Source organism: Ruegeria sp. BHSB172 (assembly GCF_059613165.1).
The window spans coordinates 172593-198998 of sequence record NZ_JBXWRZ010000002.1 but is presented as its reverse complement, the minus strand read 5'-3'; the positions used below and the strand labels follow the sequence as shown (position 1 = coordinate 198998).

At 62.4% G+C, this 26406-nt stretch carries 27 protein-coding genes; 16 read left to right on the top strand and 11 right to left on the bottom strand.

Annotation, left to right across the window (positions count from 1 at the left end):
* The first annotated feature begins 31 nt into the window (after positions 1–31).
* From AC2FM3_RS01965 to AC2FM3_RS01955, 3 genes are all read left to right on the top strand, one after another.
* On the top strand, positions 32–562 hold the full coding sequence (locus AC2FM3_RS01965) for a gamma-glutamylcyclotransferase (RefSeq protein WP_496678639.1): 531 nt from the start codon (positions 32–34) through the stop codon (positions 560–562).
* Between the two features lie 69 nt (positions 563–631).
* Positions 632–1810, top strand: coding sequence for a biopolymer transporter ExbB (locus AC2FM3_RS01960; protein WP_496678638.1), 1179 nt, complete (start codon positions 632–634; stop codon positions 1808–1810).
* A gap of 3 nt (positions 1811–1813) precedes the next feature.
* On the top strand, positions 1814–3556 hold the full coding sequence (locus AC2FM3_RS01955; protein WP_496678636.1) for a peptidoglycan -binding protein: 1743 nt from the start codon (positions 1814–1816) through the stop codon (positions 3554–3556).
* A gap of 42 nt (positions 3557–3598) precedes the next feature.
* Here AC2FM3_RS01955 and AC2FM3_RS01950 read toward each other — a convergent pair whose 3' ends face one another.
* The 3 genes from AC2FM3_RS01950 to gloB all read right to left on the bottom strand — a co-directional run bounded on the left by AC2FM3_RS01950 (position 3599) and on the right by gloB (position 7146).
* Positions 3599–3736, bottom strand: coding sequence for a hypothetical protein (locus AC2FM3_RS01950; protein ID WP_496678634.1), 138 nt, complete (start codon positions 3734–3736; stop codon positions 3599–3601).
* Between the two features lie 140 nt (positions 3737–3876).
* Entirely contained in the window at positions 3877–6201 is a 2325-nt protein-coding gene (clpA, locus tag AC2FM3_RS01945) for an ATP-dependent Clp protease ATP-binding subunit ClpA (RefSeq protein ID WP_496678633.1), read from the bottom strand.
* 177 nt (positions 6202–6378) lie between these two features.
* Positions 6379–7146 (bottom strand): hydroxyacylglutathione hydrolase, encoded by a 768-nt coding sequence (gene gloB, locus AC2FM3_RS01940; RefSeq protein ID WP_496678631.1) that lies wholly within the window; start codon positions 7144–7146, stop codon positions 6379–6381.
* Between the two features lie 61 nt (positions 7147–7207).
* On the opposite strand from gloB, the gene AC2FM3_RS01935 reads away from it, so the two are divergent.
* From AC2FM3_RS01935 to AC2FM3_RS01905, 7 genes are all read left to right on the top strand, one after another.
* Entirely contained in the window at positions 7208–7942 is a 735-nt protein-coding gene (locus AC2FM3_RS01935) for a class I SAM-dependent methyltransferase (RefSeq protein ID WP_496678630.1), read from the top strand.
* Between the two features lie 314 nt (positions 7943–8256).
* Positions 8257–8817 (top strand): F0F1 ATP synthase subunit delta, encoded by a 561-nt coding sequence (locus AC2FM3_RS01930; RefSeq protein ID WP_496678628.1) that lies wholly within the window; start codon positions 8257–8259, stop codon positions 8815–8817.
* On the top strand, positions 8818–10356 hold the full coding sequence (gene atpA / locus AC2FM3_RS01925; RefSeq protein WP_496678627.1) for a F0F1 ATP synthase subunit alpha: 1539 nt from the start codon (positions 8818–8820) through the stop codon (positions 10354–10356). It begins immediately after the preceding gene.
* Positions 10357–10368: 12 nt separating this feature from the next.
* Entirely contained in the window at positions 10369–11244 is an 876-nt protein-coding gene (locus AC2FM3_RS01920; protein WP_496678626.1) for a F0F1 ATP synthase subunit gamma, read from the top strand.
* Between the two features lie 20 nt (positions 11245–11264).
* Positions 11265–12689 (top strand): F0F1 ATP synthase subunit beta, encoded by a 1425-nt coding sequence (gene atpD / locus AC2FM3_RS01915; protein WP_490359724.1) that lies wholly within the window; start codon positions 11265–11267, stop codon positions 12687–12689.
* Positions 12690–12701: 12 nt separating this feature from the next.
* Entirely contained in the window at positions 12702–13112 is a 411-nt protein-coding gene (locus AC2FM3_RS01910) for a F0F1 ATP synthase subunit epsilon (RefSeq protein WP_170365421.1), read from the top strand.
* A 113-nt stretch (positions 13113–13225) separates the two neighbouring features.
* Positions 13226–13576: an H-type lectin domain-containing protein gene (locus AC2FM3_RS01905; RefSeq protein ID WP_496678624.1), complete on the top strand. Its 351-nt coding sequence runs from the start codon at positions 13226–13228 to the stop codon at positions 13574–13576.
* Positions 13577–13661: 85 nt separating this feature from the next.
* On the opposite strand, the gene AC2FM3_RS01900 is transcribed toward AC2FM3_RS01905, so the two are convergent.
* Positions 13662–14681, bottom strand: coding sequence for a ribose-phosphate pyrophosphokinase (locus AC2FM3_RS01900; RefSeq protein ID WP_496678622.1), 1020 nt, complete (start codon positions 14679–14681; stop codon positions 13662–13664).
* A gap of 107 nt (positions 14682–14788) precedes the next feature.
* Here AC2FM3_RS01900 and AC2FM3_RS01895 point away from each other — a divergent pair, with 107 nt between their 5' ends.
* Together AC2FM3_RS01895 and AC2FM3_RS01890 are read left to right on the top strand one after the other, a co-directional pair.
* Positions 14789–15391, top strand: coding sequence for a 2-hydroxychromene-2-carboxylate isomerase (locus AC2FM3_RS01895; protein WP_496678620.1), 603 nt, complete (start codon positions 14789–14791; stop codon positions 15389–15391).
* Complete coding sequence (locus AC2FM3_RS01890) at positions 15388–16200, top strand: alpha/beta fold hydrolase (protein WP_496678618.1); 813 nt, start codon at positions 15388–15390, stop codon at positions 16198–16200. Before AC2FM3_RS01895 ends, AC2FM3_RS01890 begins: the two co-directional genes overlap by 4 nt.
* Here AC2FM3_RS01890 and AC2FM3_RS01885 read toward each other — a convergent pair.
* The 7 genes from AC2FM3_RS01885 to AC2FM3_RS01855 form a co-directional block, all read right to left on the bottom strand.
* Positions 16197–17231, bottom strand: a complete 1035-nt coding sequence (locus AC2FM3_RS01885) for a threonine aldolase family protein (protein WP_496678616.1) — start codon at positions 17229–17231, stop codon at positions 16197–16199. The genes AC2FM3_RS01890 and AC2FM3_RS01885 overlap by 4 nt on opposite strands.
* A complete protein-coding gene (locus tag AC2FM3_RS01880) occupies positions 17231–17704 on the bottom strand; it encodes a YcgN family cysteine cluster protein (protein WP_496678614.1) in 474 nt (157 codons plus the stop codon). Before AC2FM3_RS01880 ends, AC2FM3_RS01885 begins: the two co-directional genes overlap by 1 nt.
* Positions 17701–18633 carry a bifunctional riboflavin kinase/FAD synthetase gene (locus AC2FM3_RS01875; protein ID WP_496678612.1) on the bottom strand — a complete coding sequence of 311 codons (933 nt, stop codon included), beginning with the start codon at positions 18631–18633 and terminating at the stop codon, positions 17701–17703. The genes AC2FM3_RS01880 and AC2FM3_RS01875 overlap by 4 nt, the downstream gene beginning before the upstream one ends.
* An 80-nt stretch (positions 18634–18713) precedes the next feature.
* A complete protein-coding gene (locus tag AC2FM3_RS01870; protein ID WP_138839951.1) occupies positions 18714–19157 on the bottom strand; it encodes a MaoC family dehydratase in 444 nt (147 codons plus the stop codon).
* Between the two features lie 101 nt (positions 19158–19258).
* Positions 19259–20134: a TIGR01459 family HAD-type hydrolase gene (locus AC2FM3_RS01865; RefSeq protein WP_496678610.1), complete on the bottom strand. Its 876-nt coding sequence runs from the start codon at positions 20132–20134 to the stop codon at positions 19259–19261.
* A gap of 238 nt (positions 20135–20372) precedes the next feature.
* Positions 20373–21293, bottom strand: coding sequence for a manganese-dependent inorganic pyrophosphatase (locus AC2FM3_RS01860; protein ID WP_496678608.1), 921 nt, complete (start codon positions 21291–21293; stop codon positions 20373–20375).
* A gap of 109 nt (positions 21294–21402) precedes the next feature.
* Entirely contained in the window at positions 21403–22383 is a 981-nt protein-coding gene (locus AC2FM3_RS01855; RefSeq protein WP_496678607.1) for a TraB/GumN family protein, read from the bottom strand.
* A 105-nt stretch (positions 22384–22488) separates the two neighbouring features.
* Here AC2FM3_RS01855 and AC2FM3_RS01850 point away from each other — a divergent pair, with 105 nt between their 5' ends.
* The 4 genes from AC2FM3_RS01850 (at position 22489) to AC2FM3_RS01835 (ending at position 26369) form a co-directional block, all read left to right on the top strand.
* Entirely contained in the window at positions 22489–23163 is a 675-nt protein-coding gene (locus tag AC2FM3_RS01850) for a DUF2161 domain-containing phosphodiesterase (RefSeq protein ID WP_496678605.1), read from the top strand.
* A 163-nt stretch (positions 23164–23326) separates the two neighbouring features.
* Positions 23327–23638, top strand: a complete 312-nt coding sequence (locus tag AC2FM3_RS01845; RefSeq protein WP_496678603.1) for a co-chaperone GroES — start codon at positions 23327–23329, stop codon at positions 23636–23638.
* A 51-nt stretch (positions 23639–23689) separates the two neighbouring features.
* Complete coding sequence (gene groL, locus AC2FM3_RS01840) at positions 23690–25333, top strand: chaperonin GroEL (RefSeq protein ID WP_496678602.1); 1644 nt, start codon at positions 23690–23692, stop codon at positions 25331–25333.
* 193 nt (positions 25334–25526) lie between these two features.
* Positions 25527–26369: a DMT family transporter gene (locus AC2FM3_RS01835; protein WP_496678601.1), complete on the top strand. Its 843-nt coding sequence runs from the start codon at positions 25527–25529 to the stop codon at positions 26367–26369.
* The last annotated feature ends 37 nt before the right edge of the window (positions 26370–26406 follow it).

Sequence of the window (26406 nt, the reverse complement as noted above, 5' to 3'; positions counted from 1 at the left end):
TTATAGGCCCAAACGGGCAAGGGCCAGAACTATGACGATGTGGGTATTCGGATACGGGTCGCTTTTGTGGAATCCGGGCTTTCCGGTAGCCCGGCGCGAACACGCGACGCTGCATGGCTATGCCCGGTCGTTCTGCATGCGGTCGATCCACCACCGGGGAACCGAAGAAAACCCCGGGCTGGTCCTGGCGCTGGATGAACATCCCAGTGCGCACTGCAAGGGCCTGGCGCTGGCGGTCGAGCCGGGCCACGAGGCGCGCACGCTGGACGAACTGCGCGAGCGGGAGTTGATCTCGTCGGCCTACGTGGAAAAGATGCTGGACGTTCAGTTGGATGCCGGAGGAACCGTGAATGCGGTGACCTATGTGATCGACCCCGACCATGTGCAGTATTGCGGCGGTCTGCCGCTGGAAGAGCAGGCGCAGATCATAGCCGTGGCCGTCGGCGGGCGCGGCCCCAACACCGAATATCTGTACAACACCGCCGCACATCTGGCCGAGATCGGCCTGCACGACCCGGAACTCGAGTGGTTGTCGCGACGCGTGCGCAGCCTGACCGCATAAAGCCTTGGCGTCGCCGGCGGAAATTCTGTAGATTCTCGACAAAGCAGGCAAAAACCGGGAACAACGCGCATGGCGCAGGCACAGCACGGCGCGAGACCACATTTCTCGCAACCGATCCGGCAAATCGTGATGATGCTGATCGCAATCGGGCTTTCGGGGCTGGGCGTGTTTCTGGCGCTTCCCTATGTGCGGCCGGTCTTTGAAGCGAACCCCTATCTGAACGGATTCATCCTTCTGGTCTTTGTCATCGGGGTGTTGGCCTGTTTCTATCAGGTGACGCAGTTGATCGGTTCGGTTCGCTGGATCGAGGCCTTCGTTGGCGGCGTCGTCCGCGAGGACGCCCAGACACCGCAATTGCTGGCCCCGTTGGCGTCGCTGCTGCGGTCACGCGGGGCGCGGTCCCAGCTCAATGCCAGCTCGGCCCGGTCGATTCTGGATTCGGTGGCCGTGCGGATCGAGGAAGAGCGCGAGTTCACCCGCTACATCACCAACCTTCTGATCTATCTGGGGCTGTTGGGCACATTTTTCGGTCTGGCCACGACCGTTCCGGCCATCGTCGATACGATCCGCAGCCTGAACCCGCAGGAAGGCGAAGAAGGCCTGGCCGTGTTCAACCGTCTCATGTCCGGTCTGGAAAGCCAGCTTCAGGGCATGGGCGTGGCCTTTGGATCATCGCTGCTGGGGCTTGCGGGGTCGTTGATCGTCGGGCTGCTCGAGCTGTTTGCGGGCCACGGCCAGAACCGGTTCTACCGCGAGCTTGAGGAGTGGTTGTCCTCGATCACCCGGGTGGGGTTTGCTGCCGGCGACGAAGGCGGCGCAGAACTGGCCGTTCTGACGCCGGTTCTGGATGCGATGTCAGAACAGATGGACGCGCTGCAGGATCTGTTCGTCGCCCAGCAGGAAGACCGGGCCGAGGTCTCGGCCAGGTTGAGCAGCCTGGTCGAGGTCATTGCCGAGATGAACCAGCGCCAGGCGCAGGGCGAGGACGTAACCGCCGCGCTGGAACGTGTGGCGCTGGGGCAAGAGGCGTTGTTGGACCACATGCGCGAACATGGCGCGGGCGAGGGGATCGATGCTGAAAGCCGCATGCGCCTGCGGTCGATGGACGTGCAGTTGCTGCGCATTCTTGAAGAGATTTCGGCCGGCCGCCAGGACAGCATGAACGAGTTGCGCAAGGATTTCGAGGTACTGATCAAGGCGCTGACCTCCTCGCGCGGGGGGGTGCGACCGGCCCCGGGAGGAGACTAGATCATGGCCCTGTCCCGCCGCACCGGTCAGCGTTTCCAGGGCTCGGTCTGGCCCGGATTCGTCGATGCGATGACGGGGCTGTTGATGGTGCTGACCTTCGTGCTGACCATCTTCATGGTGGTCCAGTTCGTTCTGCGCGAAACGATTTCGGGACAGGAGGATGAACTGACCCTGCTGTCGGACAAGGTTGCGGCGCTGGCCGACGCGCTGGGGCTGGAAGAGCGGGAAAACAGTCGCCTTCAAGCCCGCCTGGGCGCCTTGAATGCAACCCTGTCGCAGACGGAACAGGATCTGGCACAGGCACAGGCGCTGGTGTCTTCGTTGACCGCCGAGCGCGACCAGCGCGCCGCCGAACTGGAGGCCGCCCAGACGCGGATCACCGGGTTCGAGGCGCAGGTGGCCGCCCTGCTGGCCGAACAGCAGCGCACGCAGGCCCGGATCGGCGCGTTGGAAGATCAACGTCAACAGTTGCTGTCCGAACAGGAGGCGCTGAACCTGGCGCTGGCGCAAAGCCGAAACGAGATCGACGCCCAGACCGAGGCCGCGCGGCTGGCGGCGGCGCGGCGCGAGGCGCTCGAGGCGATGGTGGCGGATCTGGAACAGGCCGGCGATGAGCAGGCGGCACGGATTTCCGAGTTGCAGTCCCGGTTGACCGACGAAGAAGCCGCCCGCTTGGCCGAGGCTGCGGCCGCCGAAGCGTTGCGTGAGAAACTGCAGGACGCGGATGCCGAACTGACTGCGATGACGCTGGCGCTCGAGGCGCAGCGGAAGGAGGCCGAAGAAACCCTGACTCTGCTGGCGGCGGCCGAGGCCGCCAAGGCCGAGCTGGAGCGGCAATTCGGTGAATTGAACCCCGAGGAACTCAAGGCCCGGCTGGAGGCGGCGCTGGCCGCCCGAACCGAGGCCGAGACAGAGGCCGACCAACAACGGCGGCTGGCCGCTGAGCGCGTGGCCCTGTTGGAGATAGCCCGTGAGACGCTGGCCGAGGAAAAGGCCATTTCGACCGAGGCGCAGCGCCAGACGGCTCTGCTGAACCAGCAGATAGCCGCTTTGCGCAATCAATTGGGGTCGCTGCAGGCTCTGTTGGATGACTACAAGGAACGCAACGCTGCCGCCGAGGTGCAGATTCAGACGCTTGGGCAGGACCTGAACGCGGCGCTGGCGCGGGCTGCTTCGGAGGAGAGGAAACGGCGGCTTCTGGAAGAGGCGGAACGGATCCGCCTTGAGGCCGAGGCCGAGAAACTGGCCGGCCAGAACCAAGAGCTTGCGCGGCAGGCAGAGGATTTGCAACGCTATCGTTCCGAGTTCTTCGGCCGGCTACGGGACGTTCTGGGCAACCAGGAAGGGGTGCGCATCGAGGGCGACCGTTTCGTGTTCTCCTCCGAAGTTCTGTTCCCGCCGGGGTCGGCCGTCCTGTCGGAAGACGGCAAGCGCGAAGTCGCCAAGGTGGCCAACATCCTGCGCAGCGTGGCGGCGGAAATCCCGTCGGAACTGAACTGGGTGATCCGCGTGGACGGTCATACCGACAACGTTCCGGTGACGCCCGGCGGGCAGTATCGCGACAATTGGGAGCTGAGTCAGGCGCGGGCCTTGTCGGTCGTGCGCTACATGGTCGACGAACTGGGAACCCCGCCCAATAGGCTTGCCGCCAACGGGTTTGGTGAGTTTCAGCCCGTGGATAACGCCGACACGTCCGAAGCCCGCGCAAGAAACCGCCGGATCGAGCTGAAGCTGACCGAACGCTGACACGGCGAATTTCGAACGGACGTCGGCAGCCGGTTGTCCGCCTCAATGCAGTTGCATATCGAAGAAAAAAGTCGCGATGGTCCCAGGCGCATCGCCTGGGCCGGTTCCTGCCATGGCAATGCAGCCTATGGCTGTGGTCGCAAGGACAATTGTCCAGATAATTGCAATTTGGCGGGTCATACCGCTGTCCGAATTGGATGGCTGTTTCGGATTATACGGTTGGCTGGTGCCGATCCTTCGCTGGGCCCGCCAAACGGGAGCAGCGCATGAAAAACCCGGCAGCAGCGCTGCCGGGTCCCATGTCTGATGTCCCATCGGGGTCAGTCCGCTGTCAACAGTGGCGGTTTGTTGCCGGAAATCCGCGGGTTTTCAGGGCCGAGAATCTCCAGATCCAACTCGCCCTTCTTGACCGACACGCGAACCACGCCGCCCTTTGCCAGCTTGCCAAACAACAGCTCTTCGGCCAGGGGCTTCTTGATGTGCTCCTGGATCACGCGACCCAATGGGCGGGCGCCCATCTTGTCGTCATAGCCCTTGTCAGCCAGCCATTCGGCAGCCTTTGGGGTCAGGTCGATGGTCACGCCACGATCCAGCAACTGCGCCTCGAGCTGCAGAACGAATTTCTCGACCACCTGCAGGATGACCTCTTTCGGCAGCGGGGCGAACGAGATCACCGCGTCCAGACGGTTGCGGAATTCGGGCGTGAATGTCCGTTCGATGGCGGCCGTATCCTCGCCCTCGCGCCGGTCGCGGCCAAAACCGATTGCGGCCTTGGCCTGTTCCTGCGCGCCCGCGTTCGAGGTCATGATCAGAACCACGTTGCGGAAATTCACCGTCCGGCCGTTGTGATCGGTCAGCTCGCCGTGGTCCATCACCTGAAGCAGAATGTTGAACACGTCCGGGTGCGCCTTCTCGATCTCGTCCAGCAACAGCACGCAATGCGGGTGCTGGTCAACGCCGTCAGTCAGTAGGCCGCCCTGATCAAACCCGACATAGCCCGGAGGCGCACCGATCAGACGGCTGACCGCGTGTTTCTCCATGTATTCCGACATGTCGAAACGCAGCAGTTCCACGCCCAGTTGGTCGGCCAGCTGCTTGGCGACCTCGGTTTTGCCGACACCGGTCGGACCAGCGAACAGGTAGTTGCCGATGGGTTTTTCCGGTTCGCGCAGACCGGCCCGCGCCAGCTTGATCGCGCTGGACAGAGCTTCGATTGCCTGATCCTGCCCGAACACCACCCGTTTCAACGAGTTCTCAAGGTCCTTCAGAACCTCGGCATCGTCCTTGGTGACGTTCTTGGGCGGGATGCGTGCGATCTTGGCCACCACGGCCTCGATTTCCTTGACGCCGATGGTCTTGCGCCGTTTGCTTTCGGCCACCAGATGCTGAGCGGCACCGGCCTCGTCGATCACGTCGATCGCCTTGTCGGGCAGCTTGCGGTCGTTGATGTAACGCGCGGACAGCTCGACCGCGGTCTTGATCGCGTCGGCGGTGTATTTAATGTCGTGATGCTTTTCGAAATAGGGCTTGAGACCGCGCAGGATTTTCACGCTGTCCTCGACCGAGGGTTCGTTCACGTCGATCTTCTGGAACCGGCGCGACAGCGCGCGGTCCTTCTCAAAGTGCTGTCGGAACTCCTTGTAGGTGGTCGAGCCCATGGTGCGCAGCTTGCCGCCCTGCAACGCGGGTTTCAGCAGGTTCGAGGCATCCATGGCCCCGCCCGACGTGGCACCCGCACCGATCACGGTGTGAATCTCGTCGATGAACAGCACGGCGTCGGGGTGGTCCTCAAGCTCGGTCACCACGGCCTTGAGCCGCTCTTCGAAATCGCCGCGATAGCGCGTGCCGGCCAGCAACGCGCCCATGTCCAGCGAATAGATGGTCGTGTTCGACAGCACCTCGGGCGCGTCGCCCTGAACGATCTTGTAGGCCAGTCCTTCCGCAATCGCCGTCTTGCCCACACCCGGATCACCCACCAGCAGCGGGTTGTTCTTGCGTCGGCGGCACAGAACCTGAATGCAGCGCTCGACCTCGTCGGCGCGACCGATCAGCGGATCGACATCGCCTGCGCGGGCCTTGGCGTTCAAGTCCACGCAATACTTGCCCAGCGCGCTTTCCTTCTGGTCGGCTTCGCCGGCAGAGGACTGGGTTTCCTCTTCGCCCTGATCAGCCCCGGTGACCGGGCGATTTTCGCCATAGGCCGGGTCCTTGGCCACACCATGCGCGATGAAATTCACCGCGTCATAGCGGGTCATGTCCTGCTCTTGCAGGAAATAGGCGGCGTTGCTTTCACGCTCGGCGAAAATGGCCACCAGCACGTTCGCACCGGTCACCTCGGTCCGACCCGAACTTTGGACATGAATCGCCGCTCGCTGGATCACGCGCTGGAATGCCGCGGTCGGCACCGCCTCGGACCCGTCGATGTCGGTGACGAGGTTCGACAGGTCTTCGTCGATGAATTCGACCAAAGACCGGCGCAATTCTTCCAGATCCACGCTGCACGCCTTCATGACGCGCACCGCGTCAGGCTCCTCAAGCAACGCCAGCAGAAGATGTTCCAGCGTTGCGAATTCGTGACGCCGTTCGTTCGCCGCCGCCAGGGCTGCATGGATGGCTTGTTCAAGTGTGCTCGAGAATGAAGGCACGCGGGTGCTCCTCTAGTATTGGGCCGGGCAGGGGGTTCGAGAATGGGTCGGATCCCCATCCCAACCATGACCTCATACTATTAGAGTTTGGTTGATCAGGCCGACGCTTCAAGGGTTTTCTTTCACTTGACAGTCACATTTACTGCGACCGTGTCCGTGATGAAGGGCATTTAGGCATCAAAAACGGTCTTTTCTAGCCCTGATCTCGGCAAAAACCTGGGCGGGGTCTGCGCCGACCATGCCCAGATGCGCTTGAATCGTCGGATCCTTGGCGCGCAGAAACGGGTTCGTTGCCTTTTCCAGGCCCAATGATGACGGAACGGTCGGTCGGCCTGCCGCCCGCGCCGCGTCGATTTCGGCAGCGCGTCGTTGCAGGGCGGGGTTTTCCGGATCGACGGTCAAGGCAAACCGCGCGTTGGACTGGGTATATTCGTGCCCAGAACAGACCAGCGTATCGTCGGGCAGGGCGGCCAGTTTGGACAACGAGGACCACATCTGCTCGGCGTTGCCCTCGAACAGGCGGCCGCAGCCCAGCGCCATCAGGCTGTCGGCGGTGAACACCGCATGGCTTTGCGGCATGTAATAGGCAACATGGCCCACCGTGTGTCCCGAAACGTCAAAGACCTCGACAGGTTCGCCGCCGATTTCGAACAGGTCGCCCTCGGCCACCTGCATATCCAGGCTGGGAAGACGATGTGCGTCGGCCGCGCCGCCGACGACCTGGGCTGGGTGCCGGTCCAGTATGTCGGCCAAGCCATCGACGTGGTCCCAGTGGTGATGGGTCAGTAGCACATGGGTCAGGCGCCAGCCGCGTGCGTCGAGTTCGGACAAGATCGGGCCAGCCTCGGGGGCGTCGATCAGGGCTGTTTCGCCGGTGGTCGCGTCATGGGCCAGAAAGGCGTAGTTGTCGCTGAGGCACGGAACGGTGACGATTTCAAGAGGCATGGCCTTTTGCCCTTTCGTTGCTAGACTGCGGCCAGCTAAGCCGATTGACCGGGTGTCCGCAATGCATCTCGATGTGCAGGATCTGAGAAACTTCTACTATCGCAGCACGTTGGGGCGGGCCGCGCAGGCCGCCATTCGTGGGCGGTTGGTCGAGTTTTGGCCCGAGGCCAAAGGACAGACGGTTGCGGGGTTCGGCTTTGCCGTTCCGCTGTTGCGTCCGTATCTGGCGGATGCGAGGCGTGTGGTGGGCTTGATGCCCGGCCCGCAGGGGGTGATGCCCTGGCCCGCGGGAATGCCCAATGTGTCGGTGCTGACCGAAGAAACCGCGTGGCCCATTGAGACCGGACATGTGGACAAGCTGGTGGTGATGCACGGGCTGGAAACCTCGGAACGGCCCAGCCAGTTGCTGGAGGAATGCTGGCGCGTGCTGGGCCCCGGCGGACGCGCCATATTCGTAGTGCCAAACCGGGCCGGGCTGTGGTCGCGGACCGATCGCACGCCGTTCGGGTATGGCCACCCGTACTCGGCGACCCAGTTGGACAAACAGCTGCGGGCTCACCATTTCCTGCCCGAAAAACACTGCTCGGCCCTCTACATGCCGCCGTCGTTTCGGCGCTTCTGGCTGCGCTCGGGCAGCCTGATCGAGAAAGCCGGCCAGCGCATTCCGACGATCATGGCCGGCGGGGTGCTGATGGTCGAGGCCGGCAAGCAGGTGTTTCCCCCCAGCGGCAGCGTCACGAAAGATCGGCAAAAACGCCCGATCAAAGCGCTGGACGGGCTGTTGAAGCCGGCGTGATGGCCTAGGCGCGGAAGGTCAGGCACAGAGGCGAAAAGCTGAGGGAAATCGGCCACAGGAATCGCAAAAACCCGCAACCTGGTAACATTTTTCACCGCGCTAGATGGGTTCAAAGGGTCGCACTTGACGTAAGTGCATGAAATCAAAGGTTTTGTGGATAAACTGCCATCCGGCATAACATATTGCTAGGTTGGATTGGCTCTGCTACATCCCCGGTGATTTTGATCCCCGCCCTTCAAGGACGGGGTTTCTTCACGCCCCCGGGCTGGCTGTTGCCGTGCAAATCCGGGGCCTAAAATATCGGAAGGGTGGACGTGTCCGAACCAGCTTCGATTTCCACGGGCATCGCCAAGCGCTATGCCACGGCGATCTTCGAGATCGCAAAAGAGAACAATGACCTTGCGGGCCTGGAATCCGGCATCAACGACCTGTCGGAGGCCCTGAGCGAAAGCGCCGAGTTGCGCGACGTGATTTCTTCACCTTTGATTTCGCGCGCCGACCAGCAGAAGGCGATCACTGCCGTTGCCGAAAAGATGGGGCTGAACCCGATCCTGCGCAACACGCTGGCGCTGATGGCGCAGAAACGCCGGCTGTTCGTGCTGCCGCAATTGATCAAGGTCCTGCGCGAGATGCTGGCCGAGGAGCGCGGAGAAATCACTGCCGAAGTCGTGTCGGCCAAATCGCTGACCAAGACCCAGCTTGAAAAGCTGTCCAAGACACTGTCCGAGCGCGTGGGCAAGGACGTGACCATCCATGCGACCGTCGATGAAAGCCTCATCGGTGGTCTTGTTGTCAAAGTGGGCTCGCAGATGATCGACAGCTCGATCCGCTCCAAGCTCAACTCCCTACAGAATGCAATGAAAGAGGTCGGATAAATGGGTATCCAAGCTGCAGAGATTTCTGCGATCCTGAAGGACCAGATCAAGAATTTTGGTCAAGAAGCCGAAGTGGCCGAAATCGGCCGTGTGCTGAGCGTCGGTGACGGTATCGCCCGTGTGTACGGCCTGGACAACGTGCAAGCGGGCGAGATGGTCGAGTTCCCCGGCGGCATCATGGGCATGGCGCTGAACCTCGAGGCCGACAACGTCGGTGTCGTGATCTTCGGCTCGGACCGTGACATCAAGGAAGGTGACACCGTCAAGCGCACCAAGTCGATCGTGGACGTTCCGGTTGGTGACGAGCTGCTGGGCCGCGTTGTTGACGGCCTGGGCAACCCGCTGGACGGCAAGGGCCCGATCAATGCCAAGCAGCGCGGCGTCGCCGACGTCAAGGCGCCGGGCATCATCCCGCGTAAATCGGTGCACGAGCCGATGGCGACCGGCCTGAAGTCGGTTGACGCTATGATCCCGATCGGCCGCGGCCAGCGCGAGCTGATCATCGGTGACCGTCAGACCGGCAAGACCGCCGTGGCTCTGGACACCATCCTGAACCAAAAAGTCTACAACGACGCCGCCGGCGACGATGAATCGAAAAAGCTGTACTGCGTCTACGTGGCCATCGGCCAGAAGCGTTCGACCGTGGCCCAGCTGGTGAAGAAACTGGAAGAATCCGGCGCCATCGAATACTCGATCGTCGTGGCCGCAACCGCGTCCGACCCGGCGCCGATGCAGTTCCTGGCACCCTATGCCGCAACCGCGATGGCTGAATACTTCCGCGACAACGGCCGCCACGCCCTGATCATCTACGATGACCTGTCGAAACAGGCCGTCGCCTATCGTCAGATGTCGCTGCTGCTGCGCCGTCCGCCGGGGCGTGAAGCCTATCCGGGCGACGTTTTCTACCTGCACTCGCGCCTGCTGGAGCGTTCGGCCAAGCTGAACGAGGACTTCGGCGCCGGTTCGCTGACCGCTCTGCCGGTCATCGAAACCCAGGGCGGCGACGTGTCGGCCTTTATTCCGACCAACGTGATCTCGATCACCGACGGCCAGATCTTCCTGGAAACCGAGCTGTTCTATCAGGGTATCCGCCCTGCCGTGAACACCGGTCTGTCGGTTTCGCGCGTGGGTTCGTCGGCTCAGACCAACGCGATGAAGTCGGTTGCCGGTCCGGTGAAACTGGAACTGGCCCAGTATCGCGAAATGGCCGCGTTCGCGCAGTTTGGCTCTGACCTCGATGCCGCAACCCAGCAGCTGCTGAACCGTGGTGCGCGTCTGACCGAGCTGATGAAGCAGCCGCAGTACTCGCCGCTGACCAACGCGGAAATCGTCTGCGTGATCTTCGCCGGTACCAACGGCTATCTCGACAAGATCGACGTTTCGGACGTTGGCCGTTATGAGGCCGGTCTGCTGGCGCATCTGCGCGGCAAGCATGCCGATCTGCTGCAGTGGATCACCGACGAAGATCCCAAGATCAAGGGCGAGGCTGCCGACAAGATCAAGGCTGCGCTGGACGAATACGCCGCAACCTTCGCTTAAGGAGACGCGGCGATGCCAAGTCTTAAGGACCTTAAAAACAGGATCGAGTCGGTCAAATCGACCCGCAAGATCACCAAGGCCATGCAGATGGTCGCGGCCGCGAAACTGCGCCGCGCCCAGGAAGCTGCGGAACAGTCGCGCCCCTATGCCGAGCGGTTCAATGCCGTGATGGCAGGGCTGGCAGCATCGGTCGGGGGCAGCGACAGCGCCCCCAAGCTGCTGCGCGGCACGGGCAGCGACGATGTCCACCTCCTGGTCGTGATGACGGCCGAGCGTGGGCTCTGCGGCGGCTTCAACTCGAACATCGCCCGCCTGGCCCGCGCCAAGGCGGACGAGCTGCGCGGCAAGGGCAAGACGGTCAAGATCCTGACCGTAGGCAAGAAAGGTCGCGACGCGCTCAAGCGTGACTATGGCGACCTGTTCGTCGGTCACATCGACCTGAGCGAGGTCAAGCGCATCGGCTATGCCAATGCGCAGGACATCGCAAAGGACATCCTGTCGCGTTTCGACGCGGGTGAATTCGACGTTGCCACGATCTTCTACGCGAAGTTCCAGAACGTCGTGACCCAGATCCCGACGGCCCAGCAGATCATCCCCGCCTCGTTCGAGGATGCCGAAGGGGACGACAGCGGCGCCGTGTTCGACTACGAGCCCAGCGAAGAGGCCATTCTGGCCGATTTGCTGCCCAAGGGGGTCGCCACGGCGATTTTCTCGGCTCTGCTTGAAAACGGGGCCTCGGAACAGGGTGCACGGATGTCCGCGATGGACAACGCGACGCGCAACGCGGGCGAGATGATCGACAAGCTGACGATCCAGTTCAACCGCTCGCGTCAGGCCGTGATCACCAACGAGCTGATTGAAATCATTTCCGGCGCCGAAGCGCTGTAGAGACAAACCGGAGACGAAACATGGCGAATGCAAAAGGCAAAGTCACACAGATCATCGGGGCCGTCGTCGACGTGCACTTCGACGATCAGCTGCCTGAAATTCTGAACGCGCTGGAAACTGAAAACAACGGCAAGCGCCTGGTGCTGGAAGTTGCCCAGCACCTGGGTGAGAACACCGTCCGTACCATCGCGATGGACGCAACCGAAGGCTTGGTCCGCGGGGCCGAGGTTGTTGACACCGGCGCACCGATCTCGGTGCCGGTCGGCAACGCCACCTTGGGCCGCATCCTGAACGTGGTCGGCGAGCCGATCGACGAAAAAGGCCCGGTCGAAGCGACTGAAACCCGCGCCATCCACCAGCCCGCCCCCTCGTTCGACGAACAGTCGACCGAGTCGGAAATCCTGGTCACCGGCATCAAGGTCGTTGACCTGCTGGCCCCCTACGCCAAAGGCGGCAAGATCGGTCTGTTCGGCGGCGCCGGTGTGGGCAAGACCGTTCTGATCATGGAGCTGATCAACAACATCGCGAAAGTGCACTCGGGCTTCTCGGTGTTCGCCGGTGTTGGTGAACGGACCCGTGAAGGCAACGACCTGTACCACGAGATGATCGAATCGAACGTCATCAAGCCCGACAACCTGTCGGAAAGCCAGGTGGCCCTGGTCTACGGCCAGATGAACGAGCCTCCGGGGGCGCGTGCCCGTGTTGCTCTGACCGGTCTGACCCTGGCCGAGCAGTTCCGCGACCAGTCCGGTACCGACGTTCTGTTCTTCGTCGACAACATCTTCCGCTTCACGCAAGCGGGCTCCGAGGTGTCGGCTCTGCTGGGTCGTATTCCTTCGGCTGTGGGCTACCAGCCGACGCTGGCCACCGACATGGGCGCCCTGCAGGAACGCATCACCTCGACCAAGAAGGGCTCGATCACCTCGGTGCAGGCGATCTACGTGCCCGCGGACGACCTGACCGACCCTGCGCCGGCAACCTCGTTCGCGCACCTGGACGCAACCACCGTTCTCAACCGTGCGATCTCGGAAAAGGGTATCTACCCGGCCGTGGACCCGCTCGACTCGACCTCGCGCCTGCTTGACCCGGCCATCGTCGGCGAGCGTCACTACAAGGTTGCGACCGACGTTCAGCAGATCCTCCAGCGCTACAAGTCGCTGCAGGACATCATCGCCATCCTCGGCATGGACGAACTGTCGGAAGAGGACAAGCTGACCGTGGCCCGCGCCCGCAAGATCGAGCGCTTCCTGTCGCAGCCGTTCGACGTGGCCGAAGTCTTCACCGGTTCGCCGGGTGTTCAGGTTCCGCTGGAAGTCACCATCGACTCGTTCGAGCGTGTCGTGGCCGGCGAATTCGACCACCTGCCCGAAGCGGCCTTCCTGATGGTTGGTGGCATCGACGAAGTGATCGCCAAAGCCGAGAAGATGGCCGCAGCAGCTGCCTAAGGAGTATCCCCGATGGCAAACACGATGCAATTCGACCTCGTCAGCCCGGAGCGGAGTCTTGCTTCGCTTCAGGCCAGCGCGGTCCAGATTCCCGGCGCGGACGGGGACATGACGGCGATGCCCGATCATGCCCCCACGATCACCACGCTGCGTCCGGGCATCCTGAAGGTCGAAGCGCCCGAAGGGACCAGCGAATACCTGGTCACCGGCGGGTTTGCCCAGATCAACGGCGATGCCCTGTCGGTGCTGGCCGAAAAGGCCATCCCGGTTGACGAAGTGACCCGCACCCATCTGGACGAGCTGATTGCCGAGGCACGCGCCTCGCACGAGGCGGCGAAGGAAAACGGCGAGCAGACCATTGTCGACGAGGCAGCCAAGCTGTTGGCCGACATGGAAGCGCTGGGAACGCATATGAGCCTGTAAGGCCACTGCACTATCGGAATTGGAAACGGCCCTGCTGCTGCGGGGCCGTTTTTTTGTCGTGATTTTGTCAGGGTGCAGGGCTAAGCTTCGGAAATTCAAGCCAAAGAAGAATGATGAAGAAATTTCTGACTCACCCTATTGGAATTGACCAAGGCGAGACGGTCTTGTTTTCGGAATTCGCCGACGGCGGCGATATGTGGACAGGCGAAGGGCCGCGCGAGCGGCGCGCCGCCATTCGCTTCAACGAAGCTTTCCGCTCGGCCCCGGTCGTGCAGATTGGCGTTTCTCTTTGGGATGTCGATACGTCTTCGGCGCTGCGCGCCGAATTGTTGGCCGAGAACATCACCCCGCAAGGTTTTGACGCTGTGTTTCGCACATGGTCCGACACCCGCATCGCCCGAATTCGGGTCGCATGGACGGCAACCGGCGAGGTTTCGCATCCGGATGACTGGGACATCTCGTGACCGGCTTTGTCGGGCAACGAAAAAAAGCGAAAACCGGCTGAGCGGTTTTCGCTTTGGGGTCGTGAAGGTCCAGGCGACCGCCCGGTCAGCTCGTGTGGTACAGCGTCTCGTAGATCGGGGTCAGGGTTTTGTCTTCGAACAGGGACGACACTGAGGTTCCGTTCCAGATGTTCAGGATCGCCTGAGTAAAGATCGGCGCGGTCGGAACCGTGCGGATGTTCTTGGCATCCTGGATTTCCTTGGTGGGCTGGATCGTGTCGGTCAGAACCAGCGATTTCATCGCCGAGTTCGATACCCGCTCGACGGCGGGGCCGCTCATGACGCCATGGGTGATGTAGGAATGCACTTCCTTGGCCCCGTTGTCCATCAGGACCTGGGCCGCCTTGCACAGGGTCCCGGCGGTGTCGCAGATGTCATCCACGATCAGGCAGATCTTGTCAGTCACGTCGCCGATCACGGTCATCTCGGCCACTTCTCCGGCCTTTTCGCGGCGTTTGTCCACGATCGACAGCGGGGCGTTGATGCGTTTGGCCAGTTCGCGGGCACGGGCCACGCCGCCCACGTCGGGCGAGACGACCATGATTTCGTCCAGCCGGTCCTTGAACTGGTTTTTCACGTCCAGCGCAAAGATCGGCGAGGCATAGAGGTTGTCGACAGGGATGTCGAAAAAGCCCTGGATCTGGGCGGCGTGCAGATCCATGGTCAGAACCCGCTCGATCCCGGCACCGGTCAGCATGTTGGCCACCAGTTTGGCGCTGATCGGGGTGCGGGCCTTGGTGCGGCGGTCCTGACGAGCGTAGCCGAAATAGGGGATCACAGCCGTGATCCGACGCGCCGAAGACCGGCGCAATGCGTCGGCGATGATCAGCAGCTCCATCAGGTTGTCATTGGCCGGGTTCGAGGTCGGCTGGATGATGAACATGTCCTCGCCGCGGACGTTTTCGAACACCTCGACGAAGATTTCTCCGTCGTTGAAGCGTTCGACGCGGGCATCGACCAACCCCTGCTCGACACCGCGGTGCAGGCTCATGCGGCGGGCAATGGATTCGGCAAGCGGAAGGTTTGCGTTCCCAGCGATAAGCTTGGGTTCGTGACGTGTCGGCATCGGCTGAGGTCCCCGGGCAGCAGTGGCAATGTGACAGATTCGTGATGTTGACACCGCTTAGCATGGCCTTAACGTCACGCAAAGATAACAGGGTGGAGAAAGTGCACATGGCCGACATTGACTACTTTTTTGCGACACTGTCGCCCTATTCCTACCTAGCCGGACTGCGGCTGGAGGAGATCGCGGCCAAGCACGGCGCCACTATCGCGTACAAGCCTGTTGACATCATAGCGCTGTTCGGGCGCACCGGCGGCGTGCCCCCCAAGGACCGCCACCCGTCGCGCATCGAGTATCGTGCGCAGGAACTGGTGCGCCAAGCCAAGAAGACGGGCCTGCCGTTCAACCTGCAACCTGCACATTGGCCGACCAACGCAGCGCCGTCCTCATACGCCATCATCGCGGCCATTCAGGATGGATCGGGCGACGTGGGCAAACTGTGCCATTCCTTTCTGCGCGCCTGCTGGGCCGAGGACAGGGACATCGCGCAGGATGACGTGATCCGCGACTGTCTGGCCGGGGCGGGCTTTGACCCGGCGCTGGCCGACAGCGGCCTGCTGATCGGGGCCGAGACCTACGCCGCCAATCTCGAAGAAGCGGTGGACCGCGGCGTGTTTGGCGCGCCTTTCTACATCACGCAAGACGACCAAAGGTTCTGGGGGCAGGACCGGCTTGAGGATCTGGACCAGCATCTGGCGACGCTCAAGGCATGACCAAGGCCAAGCCCGTGCTGCCGCCCGTTCACGTTCGCGCTCTTGGGGCGGGCACCAGAAAGGTGCTGGCGCTGCATTGCACGATCGCGCATTCCGGTGCGTGGTCGGGTCTGGCGGCCGCTTTGGGCAACCGGGCCACGCTGATCGCACCCGACATGCTGTCGCACGGGCGCAGCCCGGATTGGGACGGGCAGGGAGACTTCTTCGACCTGACCACAGCCCTGTCGCGGGCGCAGCTGAGCGAACCGATGGACGTGATCGGGCATAGTTTCGGTGCGATGGTCGCGCTGCGGCTGGCCATCGAATACCCGGACCTGGTGCGCAGCGCCGTTCTGATCGAACCCGTGTTCTTTGCCGTCGCCCACCAAGACGCGCCTGCGCTTGCGGCGCAACACGCGGCCGAGTCTCAGCCCTACAAAGCCGCCCTTGCTGAAGGCGACGCGCCCCGGGCCGCCCGCCTGTTCAACCGCATGTGGGGCACGACCGACCGTAGCCCGCGCTGGCCGGATCTGCCCGAGCGGACCCGAAATGCGATGATCCGGGGTGTTGGCGTGGTTGGCGCGGTCGAGGGGCCGCTGTTCCGCGATACCACTGGCCTGCTGGCCCCGACGGCCATGGCGCGGGCTACGATGCCGATCCTGCTGCTGCATGGTTCGGCCTCGCACCCGATCATGGCGGTGGTCAATGCCGGGCTGCGCGCCCGCTTGCCCGATGCCCGGCAGGCTGTTCTTGAGGGGGCAGGGCACATGCTGCCCATCTCGCACCCGGGCGAGACGGCAGCGCAGATCGAGGCGTTCTGGCGCGCCTAGAGCAGCGCCAGGAACCGGTCGATTTCTTCGGTCGGTGTCGACCAGTCGCAGACGAACCGGCAGGCGAGCATCTCGTCCTCGTCCGGGCCGTCCAGCGAGCCGCCCCACAGGTGATAGACCGCACCGGCCGCGTGCAGCCGCTTGTGCAGGCTGCGGGGAAAGCTGGCAAAGATGATGTTGGCCTGGGGTTCATGCAGAAACTGCGCACCCGCAGCCCGCAGCCCATCGGCCAGACGCGCACAGTTGGCGTTAGCCTTTCGGGCCGATCGCAGCCACAGATCATCGCGCAGATAGGCCGCCATCTGGGCCGACAGATACCGGTGCTTGGAAAACAGATGCGCCCCGCGCTTGCGGCGCAACTCGAACTCCCAGGCCTTGCTTTCGTCGAAGAAGATCACCGCTTCGACCCCCATCAGCCCGTTCTTGGTGCCGCCAAAGCTGACCGCATCCACGCCCGCCTTCCACGTCATCTCGGCCGGAGAGCAGTTCAGCGTGACCAGCGCATTGGTGAACCGTGCGCCATCCATGTGGACGGGCAGGCCGAACTCCTTGGCGACCCCGCACAGCGCTTGCAGCTCGGCCAGCGAATAGACCGAGCCCCGCTCGGTCACCTGAGTGATCGACACCGGGCCACGCTGAGGACCGTGCACGCCGCGGGTCTCTTCTGCGGCGATGGTGCGGCGCAGTGCATCCGGCTGCATCTTGTCGCCGCCCGGAACCAGCGTCAGCTTGGCGCCGGTGTAGAATTCGGGCGCGTTGCACTCGTCCTCATGAATATGCGCGACGGGCGAGCAGAATATGGTCTCCCACGGTTGCGACAGGGTCGCCAGGGCCAGCGAGTTGGCCGCCGTTCCGGTTGCCACCAGATAGACCGCTGCCCCGGGCGCCTCAAAGATGGCCCGAATCCGGTCGCGCACTTCGTTCATCAGATCGTCGGCGCCGTAAGCCATCTGATAGCCCTGATTGGCCTCGGCCAGAGCGGTCAGGACCTCGGGGTGGACGGGCCCGGAATTGTCAGAGGCGAAATGCATCAGGTTGGCTCCTCGATGATGTAGTCTTCCCACTCTTCCTCAGGCGTCTCGAATTCGGACACGGTCAGGCCCTGAACCGAAACGCCTGCGGCGTGGACGCTGTCGGGCGACCCTGACAGCAACGGGTGCCAATCGTACAGGGGCTTGCCCTCCCACAACAGGCGGTAGGCGCAGGTCTGCGGCAACCAGTAGGCGTGTTCGTGAATGTTGTCCGGGCGCATGACGATGCATTCCGGTACGAACTGGTGGCGGATGTCATACTGGGTGCAGCGGCAAGTCGCGTCATCCAGCAGCCGGCAGGCGACACGGGTCAGGGCAACCTCGCCGCTGTCCTCGTCCTCGAGTTTGTTCAGGCAGCACTTGCCGCAGCCGTCGCACAGGGCTTCCCATTCACGCGGGGTCATCTTTTGCAGGGGTTTGCGCTCCCAAAAACGTGGGGTCAGCCCGGCGCGGTCGATCGGATCCTTGCTCATGTCGCGGCCAGGATCTTGCGCGCGCGATCGCAGTCTTCGGTCATCTGGGCGATCAGAGCATCGAGGCCGTCAAAGGTCATCTCAGGGCGCAGGAATTCGACCAAGCCCACCGAGAGGGTCGCACCATAGAGATCGCCGGAGAAGTCAAACAGGAAGGTTTCGATATTCGGGACCTCGCCATGGAACATTGGCCGCACCCCGACCGAGGCCGCCCCGTGATAGCTGCCGGCATGCGGGCCATCCAGCACGTCGACCAGAACCGCATAGACGCCGAATTTCGGGGGGTGGATTCCTTCGATCGACATATTGGCCGTCGGAAAGCCTAATTCGCGGCCGCGCTGTTCGCCGCCGATCACCTCGCCTTCGATCCGGTGCCAGTGGCCCAGCATGGCCGCCGCGTCCCGCGGGCGACCATCGCTCAGGGCTTGCCGGATCGCGGTGGACGAGACCACGTGAGCGGATTGCTGCATCAATGGGGCGATGGTGACGCCGAACCCCATCTGCCGGCCGAACTGCACCATATCCTGCGCGGTGCCGCTGCGGCCTTTACCGAAACAGAAATCGGCCCCGATCACCACATGGGCCAGACCCAAACCTTCGCAGATCACGTTGCTGGCGAATTCCTCGGGCGTCAGCCCGGCGAGCGCTGCGTTGAACGGCAGTTCGTACAGTTTCTGCACACCTAGCTTCTCCAGCCGGTGCGCACGCGCATTTCCGCGCATAAGACGAAAGGGCGGGGCTTCCGGGGCGAAATATTCGCGTGGGTGCGGCTCGAAGGTCAGAACGCCCAAGGGCGCATCGGGGCATGCCTTCCGAGCCAGATCGATCACCGACTGGTGGCCAATATGAACGCCATCGAAATTCCCGATCGCGGCGCTGGCGCCGCGGTCCTCTGGATCGACATACTTGTAGTCCCGGATGATCTGCATGGGGCTTGCCTAGCGGGACTGTCCACCGGGTTCAAGCGGCAGTTCCAGACCGGGGCTTGGCTGGTCAATAAAACCTGCCGTCAGTCGAACTTCCGCGAGGGGGCCAGAACCATGGCCTCGCCTATCAGGACCTTCTTGCCATCGACCGAGCAGTGGCAGTCCAGCTTGACTCGGCGCTTGGCAAAGTCGATGTCGATCACCTTGACCTCGGCATAGACCATGTCGCCGGGGCGGACCGGCGCAAGGAATTTGAGCGACTGACCCATGTAGACCGTCCCATGGCCGGGAAGCTGTTCGCCGATCACGGCCGAGATCAGACCAGCGGTCAGCATCCCGTGGGCGATGCGCCCTTCGAAAATTGTATCGCGGGCATAGTCGTCATCCAGATGCACCGGGTTCCGGTCGGTCGAGACCTGGGCGAACATCTCGATGTCTTCGTCCGTCACCACTTTGCGCAGGTGCCGGGTCATACCCATTTCGATGTCTTCGATACAGATCGTTCCGCGCGGAAGATTGTCCAACATGTCGCCCTCACTATGCATCGGTCCGGCAACAAAAAATCACCAACGACCCAAGATTGGTAACTTTATTACTTCGCAACTGCAGAAAATCAAGCGTTTTCTGCTTAGCGTAGGCGGCCGATCGTATAGGTTGGGTTAATCTTTTCCTTGAAAATATAATCGCTCAAGGCATCCGGATCCGGCTGGTGCGACGTTTTTGTTTCCGATGCCGCCAGCCCGCCGCTGATGAAAAGGGAATCAATGCCCTCACCCATGGCGCCCGCGATATCGGTATGCGGCCCGTCGCCGATCGCGAGGATCTCGTCGTCTGATATGTCCACTCCCAGCGCGCGAAGGCGGCGCCGTGCCAGATCGTAGATGGGCGGATGCGGTTTGCCGAAATACAGGCTCTCGCCACCCATTTCGGTGTAGAGCTTGGCCAGCGCACCGGCGCACCATTCCCGCACCTCGCCCCGGTCGACGACGATGTCAGGGTTGGCGCACAACAGCTTCAGGCCTTTCTGCTTGGCATACAGGAAGTCCGGCCGGTTCAATGCCGGGTCGGCCATCGGGTCGAACGGGCCACAGCAGACGATCCCTTCGGCCTGGTCCAGCGGCACGCGTTCGATGTGGATCGGGTGATCCAGAATTTTCAGTGGCTCGAAAAAGCCCGCGTCCCGATCCCATTCGCCCATGAAATAAACTTTTTCACCAACTGCACCGCGAAACATTGCCGAGCGCGCGGAATCACCGCTGGTCGCGATCGTGTCGTACGCATCCGAAGGAACGTTGAACTGTTTCAGTTGCTCGGCTACGCCAGCTCGCGGTTTTGGTGAATTGGTCACCAAAACCACCTTTCCCCCTTTGCTGCGGTAGGCTTTCAACGCGTCGACGGCCTCGGGGAAGGCGGTGATACCATTGTGCACGCACCCCCACAGGTCCACAAAAAGGGCTTTGTAGCGGTCGGATACCGCGTCGAGAGCAGGGATGATCTGGGTCATGATTGTCTCTTCTGGCTTGGGCCTCGCATCAACCCAAGCCTATGGCAGAGCCGGACCGAATTTGCCAGAGGGGGCTCTGCCCCCGCCGCCTTGGGACGGCTCCACCGGGATATTTGCCGCCAGATGAGGGGCGACACCTTGACTTCATCTGGCCCAAAATATCCCGGAGCGCGAGGCAGAGCCTCGCAAATGAAATGGCACCCGCACAGCGGGTGCCAATCCTTGTGTTTCGGCGAAGTCAGACCTTCAGGTTCGGAATGATCTGCTTCTTGCGGCTCATGATTCCCGGCAGAACGACGGTGTCGCCGTCAACCGAGGCGCCAAAGCTCTTTTCGGCGACGGATTTGACCAAGTCGTTGGGCACCAGCAGGGTGGCCTCTTCATTCAGGATGTCAACGACGAAGAGCAGAACCTGGTCCACGCCATCTTCCTTGGCCACTTCGAGCATCGACTGGGCGAGGCTGTCCTTGCGGTCCAGCACCACGCTCGGCGCGGTGGTTTCCAGAACGGAGACGCGGAACTTGGTGCCGTCGACTTCGTATTCCTTGCTGTCCATGCGGATCAACTCGGCGTCCGAGAAGGACGATACGTCCGATTTCGCTGCGAACATGTCGGCGGCATAGGCCGAAATATCCAAGCCAAGATCAGCGGCCAGTTTCTCGGCAACGTCTCGGTCATGTGTGGTTGTGGTGGGCGAGCGGAACTCCAGCGTGTCCGACAGGATGCAGGTCAGGGCGGCGCCTTTGATGGCGTCGGGCATCTTGGCGGCATCGTCGCCCATAAGGTCGATCATGATGGTTGCGGTACAGGCCAGCGGACGCACGGTGATGTCGATCGGGCCTTTGGTTTCAAGCCCGCCGACCAGCTTGTGGTGGTCGATGATGGCCCGGATATCGGCGTTGTTAACGTTGGCCGGCAACTCGGCCGGGTTGTTGGTGTCGACGATGACAACCGGAGCATCGGTCTCGACATCCCCGATGATGCGCGGCTTGGGCAGGTCCCAGCGCTGCAGCATGAAGGCGGCCTCGGTGTTGGGTTCGCCCAGCAGGACGGCCTCGGCCTTTTCGCCTTTGACTTCGTTGAGATACCAGGCCCACAGGATCGGAGATCCGGTCGAGTCGGTGTCGGGGGATTTATGGCCAAATACTTGGATGGTCATTTTGGATTCCTGATGCTGGATGTTTGCGCGCCTTATAGAAGGCGGGGCGGGCCTTGTCACCCGGCAGAAAAGGGCCTGCGACCGTTGGTCTGACGCCCGCCGCGCCTGATCAGAACGGCGCCCGGGTCAGGCTGTACCCGGCGAGTGAGAGTTGGTTCAGCAGCCCGTGCCGCCCGGGCAGGTGTCCGGCGCCAACTGCAATCACTGCGGTTTGGCTGTCAAGCGCCAGAATCTTTTGCATCCAGTTGGCATTGCGCTGGACCAGCATCTGATCTTCGAAACCGGCCCATTCGCGGGCAAACACCTCGGGCGACAGCCCCGAAGCATCGCGCCCCAGAATTTTCGCCAATTGCAGGATTTCGGCGTGTTTCTCCTCGATATACGCGTTGGCCATCGTCGCCATCTGGTCATCTTCGGCCTGCAATGCATCGGCCATGCGAACCAGCGACTGCACCTGGTCTTCCAGGGGGTGGCTCTGGAAGATTGCGATCAGGTCCTCGATCCTTTCCAGGGAATATTGCGGGATCCCTCGCGCCTGCGCCAGTTCGGCCAGGCGCGCGTCCATACCGTAGTCGGCGTCGGGCATCTGCAGCATGCAAGGCGGCATGCCCAGCATCATCGAAAGGAACCAGGGCTGCATCTTGGCCGCCATCCACCCAGGTATGCCGCGCGCGGCAAGAGAGGCCGAGATCCGCGCCCAGTCCGATTCGCTCATCATCTCGATCAGGGTGGGGCCGGAGGTGATCAGAACCGGGCTAAGATCCGTCGCCAAGGTCTTTTCAAATTCAGCCATGTCGGATTGGGTGATCTCGAAATAGAATGCGTCGGCCCGGCTCAGCGTCGGGGTCAGCCGCTCGACGATCGGGCCCATGCGCGGGTCGTTGAGGTGGAGTGTGCCGATCAGGTGCAGGACCGTTTCCCCCTTGCGCGCGATCCAGTGGTTGCCTGCGGGAAATGGCGTCTGGCTGACGGCGGCCTCCAGTTCGGCGCGCGTTTCAGGCGCCATGGCCAGCCGCAGATCGTGCCCGTCGCAGTCGGCCTTGCCCACGACAGGGGACAACAGAAACAGTGCAAGCAGGAACAGGCGCATGGAACGATCCGATTGCAGGTAATCTCGCCCTTCCTTAGACCCCGCGCATGCGCCATGCGCAACCCATCCACTGGCATTCCCCGAGATTCCCCGTAGCATGAGCGCATGAACCGCGAGCAGGACCTCTATCCCCCGATCAAAGCGCTTCTCGAGCGCCAGGGCTACGTCGTCAAGGGCGAAGTCGGCGCGGCCGACATCGTTGCCGTCCGGGGCGCTGAGGACGCCGTCATCGTCGAGTTGAAGCTGCGATTCTCGCTGGCGCTGTTCCATCAGGCAGTAGCGCGCCAGAAGATCACCGATCATGTCTATATCGCCGTTTGCAGACCGACAGGGCGGACGGCAAGGCGCGCGCTGCGGGACAACCTCTCCCTGTGCCGGCGGCTGGGGTTGGGTCTGATGACCGTCCGCGGCGACGGTGCGGTCGATGTTCATTGTGATCCGGGGCCTTACTCTCCGCGCAAGGCCAAGGGCAGGGCTGCCCGCCTGCTGCGCGAGTTCGATCGGTTGCAGGGCGATCCGAATGCCGGGGGCGCCACCCGCCATGGCATCGTAACGGCCTATCGCCAGGACGCATTGAAATGCGCTGCCCATCTGGCCGAACACGGTGCCACCAAGGGCGCCGAGGTGGCCCGCGCCGCGCAAGTGCCCCACGCCACACGCCTGATGCGCGACAATCACTATGGCTGGTTCGAAAAGGTCGAGAAGGGCATTTACGCCCTTTCAGCCGCAGGGCGTGCGGGTTTGAAACACTGGGCCTGCAGTTGGGAAAACGATGACTAATCCGCGCTGGGCGCGGCGAAAAAAATTTTTCATCGGGATTGTTGACAGCTTCAGGGCGACCGCCTAGCTATACGCCGTTAGCACTCGCTGAGTGTGAGTGCTAACGCCTCGCGAAGCCGCGAGGAGGGGATTAACAACCTTTGAGCCTCAAGGAGCTGCAAAGATGGCATTCAAACCACTTCATGACCGGGTGCTGGTGCGCCGCGTGGAAAGCGAAGAGAAGACCGCCGGCGGTCTGATCATTCCCGACAGTGCAAAAGAAAAACCCAGCGAAGGTATTGTCGTTGCTTGTGGCGAAGGCGCCCGCAAGGACAGCGGCGAGCTGATCCCGATGGCCGTTTCCGAAGGCGACAAGATCCTGTTCGGCAAATGGTCGGGCACCGAAGTCACCGTCGACGGTGAAGAGCTGCTCATCATGAAAGAGAGCGACATTCTGGGCATTGTCGAGGCGTCGTCCGCCGCGAAGGCCGCCTGAACGCCTCGGATCATCTGAGACACGCAATTTACCGAAGATACGGAGAGAGACATGTCTGCAAAGGACGTCAAATTCGATACCGATGCCCGCAACCGCATGCTGAAGGGCGTCAACATCCTGGCTGATGCCGTCAAAGTGACCCTGGGCCCCAAAGGCCGCAACGTGGTGCTGGACAAATCGTTCGGCGCGCCGCGGATCACCAAGGACGGTGTTTCGGTCGCCAAAGAAATCGAACTGGAAGACAAGTTCGAAAACATGGGTGCGCAGATGGTGAAGGAAGTCGCCAGCCGCACCAACGACGAAGCCGGTGACGGCACCACCACCGCAACCGTTCTGGCTCAGGCCATCGTCAAGGAAGGCCTCAAGCAGGTTGCAGCCGGCCTGAACCCGATGGACCTCAAGCGCGGCATCGACATGGCAACCGCCAAGGTCGTCGAAGCCATCAAAGCCGCTGCCCGCGAAGTCAAGGACAGCGACGAGGTTGCGCAGGTTGGTACCATCTCGGCCAACGGCGAAGCTGAAATCGGCCGCCAGATCGCAGACGCGATGCAGAAGGTCGGCAACGAAGGCGTCATCACCGTCGAAGAGAACAAAGGTCTGGAAACCGAGACCGACGTCGTCGAAGGCATGCAGTTCGATCGCGGTTACCTGTCGCCCTACTTCGTGACCAATGCCGACAAGATGATCGCCGAGCTGGAAGACTGCATGATCCTGCTGCACGAGAAGAAGCTCTCGTCGCTGCAGCCGATGGTTCCGCTGCTGGAGCAGGTGATCCAGTCGCAGAAGCCGCTGCTGATCATTGCCGAGGACGTTGAAGGCGAAGCGCTGGCAACCCTGGTTGTCAACAAGTTGCGTGGCGGCCTGAAGATTGCTGCCGTCAAGGCTCCGGGCTTCGGCGATCGCCGCAAGGCCATGCTGCAGGACATCGCAATCCTGACCGGCGGTCAGGTCATCAGCGAAGAACTGGGCATGAAGCTGGAAAACGTTACCATCGACATGCTGGGTTCGGCCAAGAAGGTCACCATTTCGAAAGACGAAACCACCATCGTCGACGGTGCTGGCGAGAAGGCCGAGATCGAGGCACGCGTTGCCCAGATCCGCGCCCAGATCGAAGAAACCACCAGCGACTATGACCGCGAGAAGCTGCAGGAGCGCGTTGCCAAGCTGGCCGGCGGTGTTGCCGTGATCCGCGTCGGTGGCATGACCGAGGTTGAAGTGAAAGAGCGCAAGGACCGCGTGGACGACGCTCTGAACGCAACCCGCGCGGCCGTTCAGGAAGGTGTCGTCGTGGGTGGCGGTGTTGCCCTGGTTCAGGCCGGCAAGGCGCTGGGCGACGTGAAAGGCGCAAACGCCGATCAGGACGCAGGCATCAACATCATTCGCAAGGCCATTGAGGCTCCGCTGCGCCAGATCGCCGAGAACGCAGGCGTCGATGGTGCCGTGGTTGCCGGCAAGGTCCGCGAATCGACAGATCCGGCCTTCGGCTTCAACGCCCAGACCGAAGAGTATGGCGACATGTTCAAGTTCGGCGTGATCGACCCGGCCAAAGTGGTGCGGACCGCTCTGGAAGACGCAGCCTCGGTTGCCGGTCTGCTGATCACCACCGAAGCCATGGTTGCCGACAAGCCCGCCAAGGAAGGCGCTGGCGCCGGTGCCGGCATGCCCGACATGGGCGGCATGGGCGGCATGATGTAAACAATCGAATTCGCCTCGGCGAATTCGACCTCCCGATCAGGGAGCATCTGGTTAAGATGATGCGGGGTCGCCTTCGGGCGACCCCGTTTTTTTGCCGCGCACCGATGCACGCGGCGGACCGGTCGAAAACAGAAGATGTCGCGGGCGAAAGGAATGGGGTGAGTGTCGGCGATGAAACGGCTAAGGAGGGGGCATGCGACTGATTGCTCTGACCACTTTGACCATGTGCGCCTTTGCGGCCAACTCGGTCCTGACCCGGGCCGCTATTGACGGTGGCGCCAGCGACCCGGCCGGGTTCGCGGTCGTGCGGGTCATGTCCGGAGCCGTGGTTCTAGCCTGCCTTGTGATGCTGCGCTCTGGCCGGTTGCGGCTGTGGCATCCCCGCCGTATCGTCGGGGCAGGGGCGCTGTCCCTCTACATGGTCGGATTTTCCGCCGCCTACCTGACATTGGATGCCGGGCTTGGGGCACTGATTCTGTTTGGCGTCGTGCAATTGTCGATGTTCGCGGCCAGCAGCTTTGATGGGGCGGCTGCGGATAGGCGGCAGGTGGCGGGAGCGGTGGTCGCGATGGCCGGGCTGACTTGGGTCCTGTGGCCATCGGGCTCTGTTCGGGTGGATCCGACAGGCGCGGCTCTGATGGCCGCCGCGGGGGTCGGCTGGGCCGCGTATTCCCTTGCGGGCCGCACTGAAGGTGATCCGCTGGCGGGTACGGCCGCCAATTTCGTATGGGCGCTTCCGGTCACTGCGACCGTGCTGCTGGCGATCGGTGGCACATGGCACCTGACCCCTTGGGGTTTTGCGTTGGCCGCTCTCTCTGGCGGTGTCGCCTCGGGGCTGGGGTATGCTCTGTGGTATCGCATCCTGCCGTTGATGGCCCCGGCTCAGGCGGCGGTCGTGCAACTCAGCGTGCCGGTGATCGCCATCGTCGCGGGGGCGGTTTTGCTGAACGAGGCGCCCGGAGCGCGGCTTGTACTGGGCGCCGGTCTTGTTCTTGGCGGTATTCTGGTGGCGGTCTTGCAGCCGAAAGCCAGCTAGGTCTTTCCTCGGTCGGGATAAAGCATTATCTGGCGGG